The sequence below is a fragment of the Streptomyces chiangmaiensis genome, assembly GCF_036281785.1.
In the GTDB taxonomy this organism is placed as follows: Bacteria; Actinomycetota; Actinomycetes; order Streptomycetales; family Streptomycetaceae; genus Streptomyces; species Streptomyces chiangmaiensis.
In genome coordinates this window covers 1-15,764 of record NZ_JAYWVC010000183.1, presented here as the reverse complement: position 1 = coordinate 15,764, position 15,764 = coordinate 1, and the positions used below count along the sequence as shown (strand labels likewise).

Genomic DNA, 15,764 nt, shown 5'->3' with positions numbered 1-15,764 from the left:
TCAGCCTGATCGCCACCGACGACTACAACATCCCGCCGGCCGCGCAGCGCTTCATGGCCGAGCGCGCCCGCGCGCACACCGCCGAGGTCAAGGCCTCCCATGCGGTCTCGGTCTCCCAGCCCGGCGCGGTCACCCGCCTGATCGAACAGGCCGCCTACCCCGCCACCCGCTGAAGAACCCGACGTTCAGCGCCGCTGACCGACCCCGCCCGGCCGGCTGGTCCCCGCAAGGGGTTCCTGACCGGCCGGGCGGCGCATGTGTTCCGGTTCACTGGCGAAGTCGTCTTCGGGGGTGCAGGTGCCGTCCCAGCCTTGGGTGAAGTGTGGGTCACTGCTGTTCGCGCTTGTTGGTGTCAGCCGCTGATGTCAGCACGGAAGGGCCTCCTTGACAGATCCAACCCGGCGCACCAGGTGTTCTGTCCCGGGATAGAGAGCCGTCAGAGCGGGTTGAGGCGGGCCTTGAGCAAGCAGAACTCATTGCCCTCGGGGTCGGCAAGAACGTGCCATTGCTCCTCGCCGGTCTGGCCGATGTCGGCCGGGCGCGCCCCGAGCTTCAGGAGGCGTTCGAGCTCGGCGTCCTGATCGCGGTCGGTGGGGTTGACGTCGATGTGCAGCCGGGACTTCCCGGGCTCCGGCTCGTCCCTGCGGCTGAGGATGATCGTCGGCTGTGGGCCGCCGAACCCTTCGCGCGGCCCGATCTCGATGCAGTCGTTCCCTTCGCGATCGAGCACTACGAAGTCCAGGACCTCGCACCAGAACCGCGCCAGCACCTCGGGATCGCGGCAACCGAGCACGAGCTCACTGATACGACATGCCATTGACGAAACCTGCTCTCAATGCCGGAACTGCTGGGGGCGGCCGCGCGCGGAGCTCCTGGGCTCCCCGCAGTGGACACGCGGTCGAGACCGTACCGGGCGAGTCGAGCAGGTGCGAAGGGTTTTCGGGAGCCTCGCCTCGCAGCCTCAACCCACCACCTTCCCCAGCTCCCCGCGCACACCGCAACGGACCCGCAGACGGCTATGGCGCCCCCTCGTGGGCGCGGGCGGGCGCCGGCGCGCGGCAGCTCCGCAAGCAGCTCAAGTCTCTTCCGTGGAGGCAGATTCCGCTGCCGTCACGCACCTGCGGTGCGCCCACAGGCCCGAAGGGCGGACGCGCACCCGGTACGTCCAGCCCATGCTGCGGCGCGCCCCGGGCTCCCGCAAACGGAGCATCGGGCGAGGGCGGCCCTGTCTCGTGCGGATCTCTTGCAGCCCTTTTGCGGCCCTTTCGCCGCGTAGACGACCCCGTCGGCAGGCAGGGACCGGGCGGCCACGCGATGCCGAAGGCCCGGACCCGAGATTTTTCCGGCTCCCCGTTTGACATCCAGGATGTCGAGAGTAATCCTGAATCTAGATGTTGCCCATCATCTAGCTTTCGGAGGAACCATGTCTGAGACCTACGACCCCCGCCACACCGCGGTTCTGCTGGTCGACCCCTTCAACGACTTCCTCTCCGAGGGCGGCAAGGTCTGGCCGCACCTGGAACCCGTGGCTACCGAGGTCGGTCTGCTGGATCACCTGCGCTCCGTGGTCGCCGCGGCCCGCGAGAACGACGTGCGCGTGATGTTTGTGCCGCACCGTCGCTGGGAGCCGGGCGACTACGACAACTGGGACTTCCCGAGCCCCTCGCAGCGCAAGATCCAGAAGATGCACCACTTCGCCAGAGGCTCCTGGGGCGGGTCGTTCCACGACGACTTCCAGCCGCAGCCGGGCGAGGTGGTGGTCCACGAGCACTGGGGGTCGAGCGGGTTCGCCAACACCGACCTGGACTTCCAGCTCAAGCAGCACGGCATCACCCACGTGGTGATCGTGGGCCTGCTGGCCAACACCTGCATCGAGGCCACCGCGCGTTTCGCCCAGGAGCTCGGCTACCACGTGACGCTGGTCCGTGACGCCACCGCGGCCCTCCTCCCCGAGGTGATGCACGCCGCTCACGAACTGAACGGCCCCACCTTCGCCCACGCCATCGTCACGACGGACGAAGTCACCGCTGCGTTCAAGGGAGCGCAGTCATGACACTGACCGGAGAACTGCTGATCGGAGCGGCCGATGTGGCCGCCACCGCGGGCACGATGAAGGCGCTCAACCCCGCCACCGGCGAGGTCATCGAGCCGGAGTTCGCATTCGGGGGCGCGGCCGAGGTCGACCGCGCCGTCCGCCTGGCCGACGAGGCGTTCGACAGTTACAGTCACACCGGACTGGCCGAGCGGGCCGCGTTCCTCGATCTCGTCGCGGACAAGCTCGAGGCGGTCAAGGACGAACTGGCCGAACGTACGTCGCTGGAGACGGGACTGCCCGCCGCCCAGTTCGAGGGGGAGACCGGACCGGACCAAATCCGCGAGGTGGCCCGCGCCTTCAGGGGACAGCTGTCGGCCAGCGTCCACGCCGAGGCGAGCGACCATGACACCGCCGTGGAACTGCTGCCGATCCTGGAGCGTCGTACCGGCCGCATCGTGATCAACAACTTCTCGATGCCGCAGGAGGTTTCCCACGCGTCCGTCCACACGGGCCCGTTCCCGGCCACGTCGGACTCCCGCTTCACCTCCGTCGGGATGACCGCGATTGAGCGGTTCCTGCGCCCGGTCACGTACCAGAACTTCCCCGACGAACTGCTGCCCGAGTCACTGCGCGAGGCCAACCCGCTGCACGTGTGGCGCCTCGTCGACGGCGAACTCACCCGCGACTGACCCACCCGGTCCTCGTCGCGCAGGGGCCCGGCGTCTCACCTGGGCCCCTGCTCCCTTCCCCCCTTTTCCCCACTCTCCCGCCTCCGTAGGAAGCCGTTGTGAGTGCACAGTCCACCGTCCCGGGCGTGAAGCGCGGCACCGTCCCCGTCTTCGCCACCGCCACCGCGATCGCCGTCGCCAACATCTACTTCACCCAGCCGCTTCTCGAGCAGATCGCACGGGACCTGCGCATCTCCTCCTCGGCCGCCGGCATCATCGCGACGGCCGGCCAGATCGGCTACGCGCTGGGCATCGTCGCGATCGTCCCCCTCGCCGACCGCGTACGGCTGCGCCGCCTGACCACGGTCCTGCTCGCCGTGACCGCGCTGGCCCTGCTCGCCGGAGCACTGGCGCCCTCGATCGCGCTGCTGGGCCTTGCGACCTTCGTCCTGTCGACCACCACGGTGGTCCCGCAGGTCATCATGCCGACCATCGCCTCGATGTCCGCCCAGGGCCAGACCGGCCGGGCCCTGGGCGCAGTCGGCACCGGGCTGACGCTGGGAGCGCTGCTCTCCCGCACCGTCTCCGGGGCTCTCTCGGAGGTGACCGGGACGTGGCGCGTCGACTACTTCGCCGCCGCCCTGGCCACAGGCTGCCTGTTGTTCGTCCTGCCCCGCTACATGCCGAAGCGCAGCCCGGCCGCCGGTGCGACAACGACCGGCTACCTGAAGCTGCTTGCTTCCATTCCCCCGCTCGTCGTCCGCTATCCCACGTTGCGGCTGTCCGCCCTGCTGGGCTCGGTGAGCTTCGCGGCCTTCTCGTCGTTCTGGGCCACGCTCGCCTTCCATCTGTCCGAGAAGCCCCTTCAGCTCGGACCGGCCGCGGCAGGACTGTTCGGCCTCAGCAGCGTGCCCGGCGCTCTGGCGGCCCGCTACTCCGGCCGGCTCTCCGACCGCTACAGCCCCGACACCGTCAACGCGATCGCGTTGGCCTCCGCCGGCACCGCCTTCGTGGTCTTCCTGCTCGGCGGCGAGTCCTTGGCGGCCCTCATGATCGGCTGCAATCTGCTGGGCTACGGCACCACGAGCGCCCAGATAGCCAACCAGACCCGTGTCTTCACGGGACCCGCCGCCATCCGCGCCCGCCTGAACACGGTCTACATCTTCTCCCTGTTCGCCGGCGGGGCGATCGGTTCGGCCGTCGGCATCGCCGTGTTCGAGGCCCACGGCTGGACGGCGATGGTCTACATCGGCATGGCGTACCTCGCCGTCGGGGCTCTGCTTCTGACGGGGCACGCCCATGCGAAGCGCCGTACGTCCGTGGTGCCTGCCGCGGAGGCGGACGTGGGCGCCGCGCGCCCCGCACCGGCCGTCTCCGAACGCCGGTAGGTCCTCGACGACCACGAGCAACTGGTGGGGCCGAGTGGCTGGGAACCAGCCGGGCAGCTGGACGCTAGCTTTAAATCAAGTACTCAGCTACTGACTCATGAGTGATGAACTGCAGTTCCAGGTAAGCGAAGTGACCCCGTCCTACTGGCAGGTGACCTTCTCCAACGGCCCGGTCAACCTCATCGACGTGGACACGATCGAGCAGCTCTCCGCCCTGGTGGACCGCATCGAGCAGGCTCCCGATCTGACCGTCGTGGTCTTCCGGAGCGCCAACCCCGACTTCTTCATGGCGCACTTCGACTTCCTGGCGGACGGGGCCCGTATCGCCGCTATGAAGCCCGGTCCCACGGGACTTCACCCGTACGCGGACAACCTCATCCGCCTCGGCAGGGTCCCCGCCGTCACGATCTCCGCGATCGAGGGGCGCGCCCGAGGAGCGGGAAGCGAGTTCGTCCTGGCGACGGACATCCGTTTCGCCGGACCCCGCGCCGTCCTGGGGCAGTTCGAGGTCGGCGTCGGGGCCGTGCCGGGCGGCAACCCGTCGGGGCGGCTGGGCAGGCTGGTGGGCCGAGGGCGTGCCCTGGAGATCCTGCTCGGGGCGGACGACTTCCCGGCGCAGCTGGCGGCCGAGTACGGCTATGTCAACCGGGTCCTGCCCGAAGGCGAGTTGGACTCTTTCGTCGATGCCTTCGCCCGCCGTATCGCAGGGTTCGACAAGGTCGCCGTGGCCGAGACCAAGGCCCTCGTCGACGGGAGCACCCGCATTCCCGACGAGGAGTTCGGTGCCGCCCTCTCCGCGTACTTCCGCACCGCGGGACGACCGGAGAACGAGCACCGGGTCAAGCGCCTCTTCGAGGGTGGCCTGCAGCAGCCGGACGGTGTCGAACTGGACCTGGGCAAGCGGGTCGCGGAGTAGCGGCGGGTGCCCGAATCCGGGCTGAGGCAGGGGGAGTTCAAGGGGAGTTCATGGTGCCGGCCGATGACCGGGACGCCGAGGTCAGGTCCCGGCGACGGTCATCGGCCGGCGGACTTCGACACGGGGGAAAGGCGCGCTCGGCCGGTGAAGGAGGCCGGGCGCGCCTTTCGGCCGCGGCAGAGCTCGGGGCTCCCGTGAGTGCCGCGGCCGGCAGGCGCGACCGGGAGCCGCGCCAGGGGTGAGATCAGGCGGCAGGGGCAGGGGCCGCGTGTCGCTTGAGCTGGTCGGCGACGTTGGTGAGCAGTTCGTCCGAGAGGTCGGAGTCGGCGACGGCCCGGGACATGAGGGTGGCGCCGACCAGGGCGCTGAGGGTGAGCATGGCCTCGGACCGGGCCTCTCCGGAGTCCTCGCCGAGACCGGCGATCAGGTCCAGATAGGAGCGGACCTGCTTCTCGTAGGCCTCCTTGAAGCCCTCGTCCCCGCGTCCAGCCGCGGCGCCGAGCGTGACCAGGGCGCAGCCGGTGGCCGGTGCGTCGCGGTGCCGTTTGCCCAGGTAGGCGTCGATGAGACCGGTGCGCGGTTCCTTCTCGTTCTTGCGGGCGGCCTGCTCCATCTTCGCGGTGCCCTCGGCCAGGGCCTCGGTCACGGCCTGGTTGATCAGGTCGTCGCGCGAGGAGAAGTGCTTGTAGAAGCCGCCGTGCGTCAGACCCGCCTCTTTCATCAGTTCGGCGATGCCGGGGCGGGTGACGCCCTCCGCGCGGACCTTGCGGGCCGCGATCCGCAGCACCCGCTCACGGGACGCCGCCTTCTCCGCCTGTGAGTGTCCCATGCCGGGCCTCCCTCCGAGGAGCGGCCGTCGCCGCCCAGAAGCTAGATGAAACACATCATACACCCGAGGTGAAAAATAGGCCCTGATCTGCGCATTCTCGATTTTCGAGATGACGGAATACTTCCTGAATCTGGATGTTTTACACCATGCAGATCGGTGGGCGCCCTCGTCGGCGCCCCACCGGATCCCTGCTCGCGACGCGGCTGCCTGGGCACCGGCGCACCGGCACACACCAGAAACAGGCCGCAGTACTCGACGGTGCTGGACGCTGGTCGTGCCGGGGATGGGGAGCATCTGCGGCGAGCGGTGGAGCTGCCACGCCAGAGCTACCTGATTCACCGTCGCGGCGTACTTTGTCGCAAGGGGCTCAAGGACAGCCCGGTGGCGTGCTCCGGCTTCCCCCGCCGGGATCGCCCCGGGGTGCCAGGGGGAGTAGACGATGCCGTGCTCGTCGGCGACCTTGAGCAGGCCCGCGCCCAGGCGGACACCGACGTTGTAATGAGCGGTCACCGCCGCGATCTCGGTGATCCCCAAGGCGGTGCGCAGGTGGTCGGCGCTCACGTTGGACAGGCCGATGTGACGGATCAAGCCGTCTTCCCGCTTACCGGCCAGGGTCCCGATGATCTCCTCGAACGGGACATCGGTCATGGTCGGCGTGTGGAGGTAGTACAGGTCGATCCGGTCCACGCCGAGCCGGCGCATGCTCATGTACGCGCTCTGCCGTAGGTAGCCCTTGTTTCTCCGCTGCTGTACAGCAACCACCGCCGCATGCCTCGGAGCTGCGCGTTATGGCACGGTGGCTCTACTGGTCCAGCCCGGCACGGGCACGGCTCCAGGCTCGGTCAGCAAGCAGGCGCAGGCCGTTGAGGCCGACGATGACCGTGGAGCCCTCGTGTCCGGCAACGCCCAGCGGCAGGGGCAGGTGACCGACCAGGTCCCAGATGACCAGGACGGTGATGAACACCGCGGCGATCACCAGGTTCTGTACGACCAGGCGGCGGGCCCGACGAGAGAGCGCGATCACGGTCGGGATGGTGGCGAGCTCATCGCGCACAACGACGGCGTCGGCAGTCTCCAGGGCGAGGTCAGATCCGGCGCGGCCCATGGCAACGCCAGTGTGAGCGGTGGCCAGTGCGGGGGCGTCGTTGACACCGTCGCCGACCACCAACACCTTCCGGCCGGCCTGCTCCAGCTCCTTGACTGCTGCGACCTTGTCCTGCGGAAGCAGCGCGGCGCGCACATCCGTGATCCCGACCTCGTCGGCGAGACGGGCCGCAGCGCGCGGGTTGTCCCCAGTGACCAGCACCGGAGCGGTGCCGATCAGCCGACCCAGCGCTGCGGTGGTGGCAGCGGCCTCCTCGCGCAGCCGGTCGGCGATGCCCAGCACACCCACCGGGGTGCCGTCAGCCGTGACCAGAACCGTGGTGCGGCCCTCCTCCTCCAGGCCGGTGGCGACCGCGACGGCCCGGCGCATGCTTGCCTTCAAATGACGGGTGGGGCTACCGACCGCGACCGTACGACCGGCCACGGTGGCGCTGACGCCTGTGCCAGGGGTGGACGTGAAGTCCTCCACCATGGGGATGTCCAGATCACGAGTGCGGGCGGCCTCCACGATGGCGCGGGCCAGTGGATGTTCACTGGGGTGCTCGACGGCCGCCGCCAACTGCAGAAGCTCCCCCTCACTCAGGCCGGAACCTGCCAGCGGGCGGATGTCCGTCACCCTCGGGGTGCCCTCGGTCAGGGTGCCGGTCTTGTCCAGCGCCACCACGTCCACCTGGCCGAGCCGTTCCATGACCACAGCCGACTTCACCAGCACACCGTGACGTCCGGCATTGGCGATCGCAGACAGCAGCGGCGGCATGGTGGCGAGCACTACGGCACACGGCGAGGCGACGATCATGAACGTCATCGCGCGCAGCAGCGTGGACTGCAGATCGGTGCCGAACAGCAGGGGCAGGACGAACAGAGCGACCGTGGCGGCGACCATGCCCAGGGAGTAGCGCTGTTCGACCTTCTCGATGAACAGCTGCGTCGGTGCTTTGGTCTCGGAGGCTTCCTCGACCATGGACACGATCCGGGCGATCACCGAGTCGGACGGGTCCCGCTCCACCTTCACCCGCAGGGCGCCGGTGCCGTTCAGGGTGGCGGCGAACACCTCGTCGCCGGCCTCCTTGGCCACGGGCAGCGGTTCGCCCGTGATGGTGGCCTGGTCGACCTCGCTGGCTCCGTCCAGGATCCGGCCATCGGCACCGATTCGCTCACCGGGGCGCACCAGGATCGTGTCGCCGACGTGCAACTCCTCGGTGGGCACGCTCTCCTCGTCACCGTCATCCCTCAGGCGGGTGGCAGTGGTGGGGGCCAGGTCGAGCAGACCGCGCACCGAGTCCGCGGTGCGAGCGGTGGCGATCGCTTCCAGTGCACCTGAAGTGGCGAAGATGACGATCAGCAGCGCGCCGTCCAGCACCTGTCCGATCGCCGCCGCACTGAGCGCGGCAACGACCATGAGCAGATCCACGTCCAGGGTCTTGTCCCTCAGGGCCTGCATACCGGCCCAGCCGGGCTCCCAGCCGCCGGTCACGTAGACAGCCGCGGACAACGCCCCCCACGACCACGCAGGCGCGCCGGCCAGATGCAGGAGTAGCGCGACCAGGAACAACACCAGCGCAGCCGCCGCCCACCGGGCCTCGGGCAACGCAAAGATCCGTGTGCGCCGCCGGGGCGTCACCGTCTCGCGAACAGTGCCGAGCGGCGTGGGGCGGGTGAGGGTGGAAGGCATTGACGCGGGGTCCTTCACAGATAGCGGGGCAGAGCATGTCCGAGCCCCCACCGTAACAGGAATAAATGAAGAGACATTCATGTGTTCATGGAAGACGCCGGTACCATGGGCGCATGGGTCATGGAGCCGCACCGCCAGCCGGAAGCGTTCCGCGCGGGCGCCTGAACGCCGCCAATGCCGTCAAGGTCGCCGCCACCCTCCAGGCGCTGGCGACCCCCTCTCGGCTGCTCATCCTTGCCCGTCTGCGCGAGGGTCCTCTGCCGGCGACCGAACTGGCGGCGGAAGTCGGCATGGAACAGTCCGCCTGTTCCCACCAACTGCGCCTGCTGCGCAACCTCGACCTCGTCGTTGGCACCCGCAAGGGACGCTCGGTGGTGTACTCCCTCTACGACAATCACGTTGCCGAGCTTCTCGATCAGGCCCTTTATCACGTCGAACACCTGCGCATGGGGCTTAGCGATACCCCCGCCGTCGCGGCGGAGCCGGAGATTGTGGCCGCCCCGAACGTGTGACGGATCGCTCCTACCGAGACAGGTGGCGTGCCAACGAGGTCGGTGCAAGAATCTCGAAGACCGCCTTGACGGCAAACCACCCTGGGTTTCCATCCCGCAGCACCGTGCAGTTGAACGGTCCTTAAGCAGGTGAATCGACCGAGGGCCCAAGCGGTAATCCGCTAGACTTTGTTTCCTCTATTGTGCCGAGGGCCGATAATTCCTGGGAAAACGCGACGATGTAGAGGTTCTGCAAAAACTCGTGGGCGATATAATTCGCCCGTGGGATTGGATCACGCTTCGTTGACCAGTCTGGCCGCCCTCGGCGACGACCTGCGTCGTCGCATGTTCGAATTCATACGGCACGAGCGGCGACGGGTGACGCGTGAAGAGGTGGCCGAGAGTCTCGGGATCTCTCGCAAGCTGGCGGCCTTCCACCTGGACAAACTGGTGTCGGCCGGTCTGCTCCAAGCCCACTACGAATCGCCTTCAGGCATCCGCAAGGTCGGCCGCAGGCCCAAAGTGTACGAGCCGCTGGCCGAGGCCATCGCGGTCACCATCCCCGAGCGTCGCTACGGCATGCTGGCCGACGTCCTCACCGAGGCCGTGCTGACCGAGGCAGAGGAGGAATCGGCCCGGAACGCCGCGCTCCGCGTGGCGTTCCGGCGCGGGCAAACCATGGGCCGCGCTCAACGCGAGCGACTACGCCCCGGACGGCTCGGCGTCGAGCGTGGACTCAGCCTGGCCGCCGAGACGCTCGCGGAGTTTGGTTACGAGCCAGAGCGCGTCGCACCCACCCTCCTGCGGCTGCGTAACTGCCCCTTCCACCCCCTTGCGGCCAGGGCCCCGGAGCTGGTCTGCGGCGTCAATCAGGCTTTTCTGGTCGGCTACCTGCACGGCCTGGGAAGCGACAAGACCATCGCGGTGCTCGCCCCTCGACCAGGCTCATGCTGCGTCGAACTGCGCGGCGAGGACGCGGCTGGAGGCACTCTGGGAACGAATACCGCCTGCGAGCGGTGAGCCGAGGTCCCGCTCCGGCTTTCCGCTGCCGACCCTTCTCCCGGGGCTTTGTGCTCCATGCACGTGAACAGCTGGAGTCGCGATGAACTCCACCAATGCAGCCGAAGCCTCCCTGAGAGGACTCGGAGCATGCTGTGCTGTCGCCAATGTGGTGCTGCACATACTCCTCATCCCCGGCCATCTTGAGGAAAAGTTCTACATCGGGGTCCTGTTCGCCGTGGGCAGCGCGGTCATGCTCGCCGTGGCTCTGGCGCTCGTCATCATGAAACGTCCCTTGGCCGCTTGGCTGACCGGGGCACTCGTCAGCCTCGGCATGATCATCGGCTTTCTGCTGTCGCGCACCGTCGGTCTGCCGGACGGCTACCACGAACGCAGCTGGGATCCGCCCTACGGCGTACTTTCTCTGCTCGTTGAAGGGCTCTTCGTCATCGCATTCCTTGCCTGGCTGCGCGACAGGGCAGCTCACGGCACGGTGTCCAGAGCGCCGCACCGGGCAGGCAACGAGCCGGTTTCGCTTGGGCGAGGCAGAGCAAAACGCTGGTGAATGAGCCGGGGGCCAGGGCGCCGTCAGCCTTGATGCCCAGAGTTCGGGCTCACGGCTCCACCCGCCTCGTCACACCAGGCGTATGGGTCAGATGGTGGGCTGTGAAAGGTCGGTCACGTCGAGTGCTGGGCGGATGGCCTTGGCGAGGCGTGTGCCGTCGCCGGTCGCCCAGTAGTGCAGGTAGAACAGGCGCGGCTGGTCGTTCAGCATGTGGTTGTGTAGCTCAACGACGTCGATGCCGCCGCTCCGCAGGGCGCGGATGACCTTGTTCACCTCGTCGGCGGTCATGACGAAGTCGCCGTTGATTGCGGCCCTGCGGTCGCCGAGGGGCTGGAAGTTGACCGCGGTGGTGATGCCCAGGGCCGGGGGCAGAATGTGCTGGCCGTCGGTGACGGTGTCCCGGCGTGGGATGGAGAACTTGTAGATGCCGCCGTCGACGGTGCCCTTGCGGCCCATGGCGTTGTCAATGGCGGTGGTATCCAGGTCGATGCGCGGCTGGGCAGGCATAGTTGGCGACGCGGCCGGGATGCTCGTGGCCGCGAGGGCCTCCTTGAGGCCGCGGGCGAGGGTGACCGGATCACCCATCCCGTGGACGTGGGTCCACCAGATGGCGGGGGACTGCTGCAGGAGGTGCTTGTGGATTCCTGTCTGCTCGATGTCCACCTTCTGCAGGGCGTCCGTGACCCTTTGCAGTTCGTCCTCGGTGACCACCAAGTCGCCCATCATGATGGTGACGTTGCGGTACTTGGCGAAGTTCACGTACCCGCCGAGCGCGAACCCGGGCTTGATGGCCACACCCTTGCTGGTCACCTTCAGGTCCTTGCGGGGAAGTGCAACGTGGTAGACCGTTCCGCCCATCACCGATCCGGTACGGCCGAGAGTGTCGGCGACCGGCTTCCAGTCGGATCCCGTGGTGGGCAGCGGAGCCTCTGCCCGCGGGGCGAGATCGGTGCCTCGGTCGGATATGGACGCCTGTGGGGTTCCTACGGCCGCCGATACCCCTGAGAAGCCGGAACTGGCCGTCATCAGCGTGTATGTCGTCAGTAGGGCCAGTGCCAGCGTGACGGGCTTGAGCGAACGCCATATGCGAGGCATGGAACCTCCTCTCGAGGACCACCCCCTTTACTTAACGTAATCATGCGGCTACAGATTATCCCGGTGGGTGTTGTGTTTGGGTGAATCGGGTAATTGCCGTGCTGATGGGACAACACAACGCCGGGGACGCCGCAGCCAAGGCCGAGTGCCTCCTCGCCGGGTCTCGGCCCGCGTGCTGGCGGATCGGGCCAGCCGGGGGAGGACTGTCATCCGCTGAGTTCTGTTCAGCAAGCCACCGGGGCTACTTGTGTTGGCTGCGGCTGTGCAGTGGCAGAGCGGCAAGCGTAAGCAGAATGGCAAGTCCGAGCAGCACGATCGCCTCGGGCACGGGCTGCTTGGCGCGCCAGAGCTGAACTGACAACCCGATCCAGGGCACGCGCAACCGTGCCACGCCTTGGAGCGCCGTGGGCCGTATCGGGGTGGAGTCCGGTGTGGAGTTGGCGTCACCTTTGGTGATCAGGTCGTTGTCGGGAAGCACCTGGTAGACCCGATGGGTGAGTAGATGGCCAGGTCGGGTGGGATCCTGGGCCAGCACGATTTGGCCCACCGCCGGTGTGCGGTCGCGCGGTGGTGGCTGGTAGAGCACGACGTCGCCCGGCATGAGGGCGGGACGCATGGAGCCGGACTGCACCACGCCCGCTGTCCAGCCCAGCGCCACCACGGGCAATTGCGCCCACACCAGCAGCCCAACCATCGAGCCGAGCACGGTACGTGAGATGACCGAGGTGACCACGCGGATCGGGTGCGGGGCGCCCTTGGCCGTGGGGGGTTGGCGGGGCGTGCCGGCGGCTAGGTCACTTGGGGGAGTCACTTGTGTTCCCGCGCCTCCCAGGTGAAGGTCACCTCGTTCGTGGTCACGCTTTGCGAGCCGTTGGGTGCGCTCGGGCTGAACTTCCACGCGAAGCGGAAGCTCAGCGAGTTGGGTGGCTTGCCGGGCAGGGTCCAGGGACCTACGCCGGTGCGGAAGTCGGTGTGCAGGGCGACGAACTGGTCCAGGGTGCCGTTGAACGCAGTCTTCTGCGGAGTGAAGCCGTTGCAGTGGCCGAAGGTGCCGCCGCTGCCTACCTCGATTTTGAGGTTGATGAAGGATTGGAAGTTGCTGGGCCAGTTCGGTGAGTTGCTGTACAGCTTGAGCGCGGTGGGGAAGTCGGCGTTCGACTCGATTCTGATGCAGTTGGAGCCTCTGTCGCCGGGTCGCATGTTGTCGATGCGGAACATGGGCACCTTGCTGTCGTTGGCCAGCCCCAACGAGCCGGAGCCCCACGTGTTGCCGCTGTTACTGCTGGTCCCACTCCAGTCGGCGTTGGTGGCACCCCAGACCAGAGCACCGCTGAGCAGTAACCCGAGCGGAACGGGCACCACCTGTGCCAGCACATTCAGCCAGGGACGCCCCATCGCCCACTCCGTTCAATTCCGCCACTCCTGCACCCAGTGTCTCAGTCTGTCTCAGTCTGTCTCACCTGCGGCGATGCCGCTCCGTGTGACGATCCGGGCTGATGGAGGCTCGGGCCTGTCCCGAGCGGCGCCCCTGGCCAACCTGCGCCCTGGCCGCCGACCTCCCCAGCCCCAGAGGGTTTTCCTCCCAGGTTTTCCTCCCCGCCGGCATGCACCCAGCGCGCCGCCGGGCACGGCCGGCCGGGGAGAAGACAGGAAACAGGCACTCTGCGGCCAAGGGGGCGACGATGCCGAAGCCTTCGGTGGCGTTGTGCAGGCCGACGGGTAATCCAGGCGTCGTAGTGACCAGTCCCGCGAGCCCGATTGTCAGGCCGGCGGCCAGGGTGACACCCCCGGAAGCGACCGTCCCCCACTCGTGCCTGCTCAGGGCCTCGTCGACCGGCTCCCAGGCGTGGGTCAGGACGTCCCACACAAGGAAGACCAGGATGTGCCGATGGCAACGACGTTCTGGGGCACTTCCTCATCCCTTGTAGAAGGCCATGATGACGCCGATCATCTGCCCCTTCCCGGCGTCGTACCGCCTGTCCTGGGCGCGGCGGGTGACCTGCGCCTTGACGATGATCGTCACCTGGGAGTGCCTGCCACGTGACGTCCACAGTCAAGCATCAGACGCGTGGGGCAGCCCCACGCGTCCGACTGAGTTACAACTTTTTCTGCTGGTTCAAGGCACCCGGCTCCGCTGCGCGCTACGGGTGGCCCGGGTCGAGCGTGCCGTCGAACTCGAACACCGGGTTGGGGACGTCCTTTCCGGACCCACCCGATGACTCCGGCCGCGATCAGCCGGAAGTGGCATACGACGGCTGAAGTCGCCGAAATGCTCGGCTTCAGCCTCTCCAAGACCAAGTCGCTCGTGCTTACGGGCGAGGTCCGCTCCGTCAAGATCGGTCGCAACCGCCGCATCCTTTCCGCCTGGGTGGACGAGTACGTGAGCCGTTGCGTTGTCGAAGCGGAGAGGTGGTCTGCATGAGTGGGAAGCGGGCTGACGGCGAGGGGTCCATCTACCCCTACCGGAATGGGTTCGCGCCTTACGTCTAGGTCACCACGCCGGACGGCAATTGCAAGCCGGAGTACGTGTATGGGCCCACCCGCAAGGACGTCCACGAGACATCGTGCGTTCCTGGGCTCGAAGCGGCTCGACCGGCTGACCGTTCAGGACATGCGGAGCTGGCTCAACAAGCTCGCCGAGACCTGCCAGTGCTGCGCACAGGGAAAGGCCCCCAAGCAGCCCGAAGAAAAGCAGCGCTGCTGTGCCAAGAAGAAATGCTGCCGACAGACGCTCTCGAAGCGCTCGGTCAATGACGCGCGGACGATCCTCCGCAGTGCGCTGACCAACGCCGTGGTGGAAGAACGCATCTCGACGAACGTCGCCCAGCTCGTCAAGGTCCAGCGTGCTCGACGCAAGCGGCCGGACCCGTGGTCGGTCGAGGTCCAGCGTGCACGACGCAAGCGGCCGGACCCGTGGTCGGTCGAGGAAGCGTGCCGCTTCCGTTCATCGTCATGCCCGCAACGCTACGTTCTCAGTGGTACGGGAGTATTATCCGTCTACGTGGTACATCACCGGCCCCATTCCGCGGCCGGTCCGCCTCCCGAGTTCGGCACCGACCTTCATTTGGAGCTGCACGGACCCGGGCTGCGCGCAGGGCTCACGGACGCCTTGAGGCAGGCCGTGCGCACGGGGCGTCTGGCGCCCAGCAGTCGGCTGCCGGCCTCCCGCTCACTCGCCGCGGATCTCGGCGTCTCGCGTAACACCGTGGTCGAGTCCTACGCCGAGCTGGTCGCCGAGGGCTGGCTCACTGCCCAGCAGGGCTCCGGGACCCGGGTAGCCACCCGGGTCCCGGAGCCACACAGGGCCGCGCCCGACGCTCCTCGCGCGAAGCCGGACGAGCACCGTCCCAGGTATGGCCTGTTGACGGGTGCACCGGACCTCGCGAACTTTCCGCGCACGCAGTGGCTCATCGCGGCCCGCCGGGCTCTGACCGCCGCGCCACACGACGCCTTCGGCTACGGCGACGCCCGCGGCCGGATGGAGCTGCGCACCGCACTCGCGGACTACCTGGCGCGGGCCCGCGGGGTGTACGCCGGGCCGGAGCGGATCGTCATCTGTTCCGGTTTCCACCACGGCCTGGCGCTAATGGCGCAGGCGCTCAGGGTGCGGCGGGTGCGGGCGGTGGCCGTCGAGGCCTACGGCCTCGACCTGTATCGCGACCTGCTGAGGAATGCCGGTCTGTACACTCCGCCCCTCTACGTCGACGAAAGTGGCGCGCGCATCGACGACCTCGCGCGACTGCGCGGAGTGGGCGCGGTGCTGCTGACCCCGGCGCACCAGTACCCGACGGGGGTCGCGCTCTGCCCGGAGCGGCGCACGGCGGCCGTCGACTGGGCACGTGGCACTGGTGGCCTGTTGCTGGAGGACGACTATGACGGGGAGTTCCGGTACGACCGGCAGCCGGTGGGTGCCCTGCAGGGCCTCGATCCGCAGCGGGTGGTGTACTTCGGTTCGGTGAGCAAGTCCTTGGCGCCGGGGGTGCGGCTCGGATGGATGGTGCT

General features: G+C 67.9%; 15 protein-coding genes. 9 read left to right on the top strand and 6 right to left on the bottom strand.

Annotated elements, in window-relative coordinates; all coding sequences use genetic code 11:
* Positions 1–436: 436 nt before the first annotated feature.
* Entirely contained in the window at positions 437–817 is a 381-nt protein-coding gene (locus VXC91_RS34135; protein ID WP_329511237.1) for a VOC family protein, read from the bottom strand.
* 606 nt (positions 818–1,423) lie between these two features.
* On the opposite strand from VXC91_RS34135, the gene VXC91_RS34130 reads away from it, so the two are divergent.
* From VXC91_RS34130 to VXC91_RS34115, 4 genes are all read left to right on the top strand, one after another.
* The gene (locus VXC91_RS34130) at positions 1,424–2,053 is read left to right on the top strand and encodes an isochorismatase family cysteine hydrolase (RefSeq protein WP_329511236.1); all 630 of its coding nucleotides are present in this window, start codon (positions 1,424–1,426) and stop codon (positions 2,051–2,053) included.
* On the top strand, positions 2,050–2,724 hold the full coding sequence (locus tag VXC91_RS34125) for an aldehyde dehydrogenase family protein (RefSeq protein ID WP_329511235.1): 675 nt from the start codon (positions 2,050–2,052) through the stop codon (positions 2,722–2,724). Before VXC91_RS34130 ends, VXC91_RS34125 begins: the two co-directional genes overlap by 4 nt.
* A 98-nt stretch (positions 2,725–2,822) precedes the next feature.
* On the top strand, positions 2,823–4,091 hold the full coding sequence (locus VXC91_RS34120) for an MFS transporter (protein WP_329511234.1): 1,269 nt from the start codon (positions 2,823–2,825) through the stop codon (positions 4,089–4,091).
* Between the two features lie 97 nt (positions 4,092–4,188).
* The gene (locus tag VXC91_RS34115) at positions 4,189–5,007 is read left to right on the top strand and encodes an enoyl-CoA hydratase/isomerase family protein (RefSeq protein ID WP_329511233.1); all 819 of its coding nucleotides are present in this window, start codon (positions 4,189–4,191) and stop codon (positions 5,005–5,007) included.
* 244 nt (positions 5,008–5,251) lie between these two features.
* Here VXC91_RS34115 and VXC91_RS34110 read toward each other — a convergent pair whose 3' ends face one another.
* Together VXC91_RS34110 and VXC91_RS34105 are read right to left on the bottom strand one after the other, a co-directional pair.
* Positions 5,252–6,598, bottom strand: a complete 1,347-nt coding sequence (locus tag VXC91_RS34110; RefSeq protein WP_329511232.1) for an aldo/keto reductase — start codon at positions 6,596–6,598, stop codon at positions 5,252–5,254.
* Positions 6,599–6,638: 40 nt separating this feature from the next.
* Positions 6,639–8,612 carry a heavy metal translocating P-type ATPase gene (locus tag VXC91_RS34105; protein ID WP_329511231.1) on the bottom strand — a complete coding sequence of 658 codons (1,974 nt, stop codon included), beginning with the start codon at positions 8,610–8,612 and terminating at the stop codon, positions 6,639–6,641.
* Positions 8,613–8,725: 113 nt separating this feature from the next.
* On the opposite strand from VXC91_RS34105, the gene VXC91_RS34100 reads away from it, so the two are divergent.
* The 3 genes from VXC91_RS34100 (at position 8,726) to VXC91_RS34090 (ending at position 10,667) form a co-directional block, all read left to right on the top strand.
* The gene (locus tag VXC91_RS34100; protein WP_329511230.1) at positions 8,726–9,124 is read left to right on the top strand and encodes an ArsR/SmtB family transcription factor; all 399 of its coding nucleotides are present in this window, start codon (positions 8,726–8,728) and stop codon (positions 9,122–9,124) included.
* A gap of 261 nt (positions 9,125–9,385) precedes the next feature.
* Entirely contained in the window at positions 9,386–10,123 is a 738-nt protein-coding gene (locus VXC91_RS34095) for a helix-turn-helix transcriptional regulator (RefSeq protein ID WP_329511229.1), read from the top strand.
* 82 nt (positions 10,124–10,205) lie between these two features.
* Positions 10,206–10,667: a hypothetical protein gene (locus VXC91_RS34090; RefSeq protein WP_329511228.1), complete on the top strand. Its 462-nt coding sequence runs from the start codon at positions 10,206–10,208 to the stop codon at positions 10,665–10,667.
* 87 nt (positions 10,668–10,754) lie between these two features.
* On the opposite strand, the gene VXC91_RS34085 is transcribed toward VXC91_RS34090, so the two are convergent.
* The 3 genes from VXC91_RS34085 to VXC91_RS34075 all read right to left on the bottom strand — a co-directional run bounded on the left by VXC91_RS34085 (position 10,755) and on the right by VXC91_RS34075 (position 13,157).
* On the bottom strand, positions 10,755–11,762 hold the full coding sequence (locus VXC91_RS34085; protein ID WP_329511227.1) for a DUF1259 domain-containing protein: 1,008 nt from the start codon (positions 11,760–11,762) through the stop codon (positions 10,755–10,757).
* A 241-nt stretch (positions 11,763–12,003) separates the two neighbouring features.
* Positions 12,004–12,573, bottom strand: coding sequence for a signal peptidase I (locus tag VXC91_RS34080; protein WP_329511226.1), 570 nt, complete (start codon positions 12,571–12,573; stop codon positions 12,004–12,006).
* Positions 12,570–13,157 carry a hypothetical protein gene (locus VXC91_RS34075; RefSeq protein WP_329511225.1) on the bottom strand — a complete coding sequence of 196 codons (588 nt, stop codon included), beginning with the start codon at positions 13,155–13,157 and terminating at the stop codon, positions 12,570–12,572. Before VXC91_RS34075 ends, VXC91_RS34080 begins: the two co-directional genes overlap by 4 nt.
* 820 nt (positions 13,158–13,977) lie before the next feature.
* Here VXC91_RS34075 and VXC91_RS34070 point away from each other — a divergent pair.
* Positions 13,978–14,184: a helix-turn-helix domain-containing protein gene (locus VXC91_RS34070; protein ID WP_329511224.1), complete on the top strand. Its 207-nt coding sequence runs from the start codon at positions 13,978–13,980 to the stop codon at positions 14,182–14,184.
* 579 nt (positions 14,185–14,763) lie between these two features.
* A partial coding sequence (locus tag VXC91_RS34065; protein ID WP_408057538.1) for an aminotransferase-like domain-containing protein occupies positions 14,764–15,764 on the top strand: 1,001 nt, incomplete at its 3' end.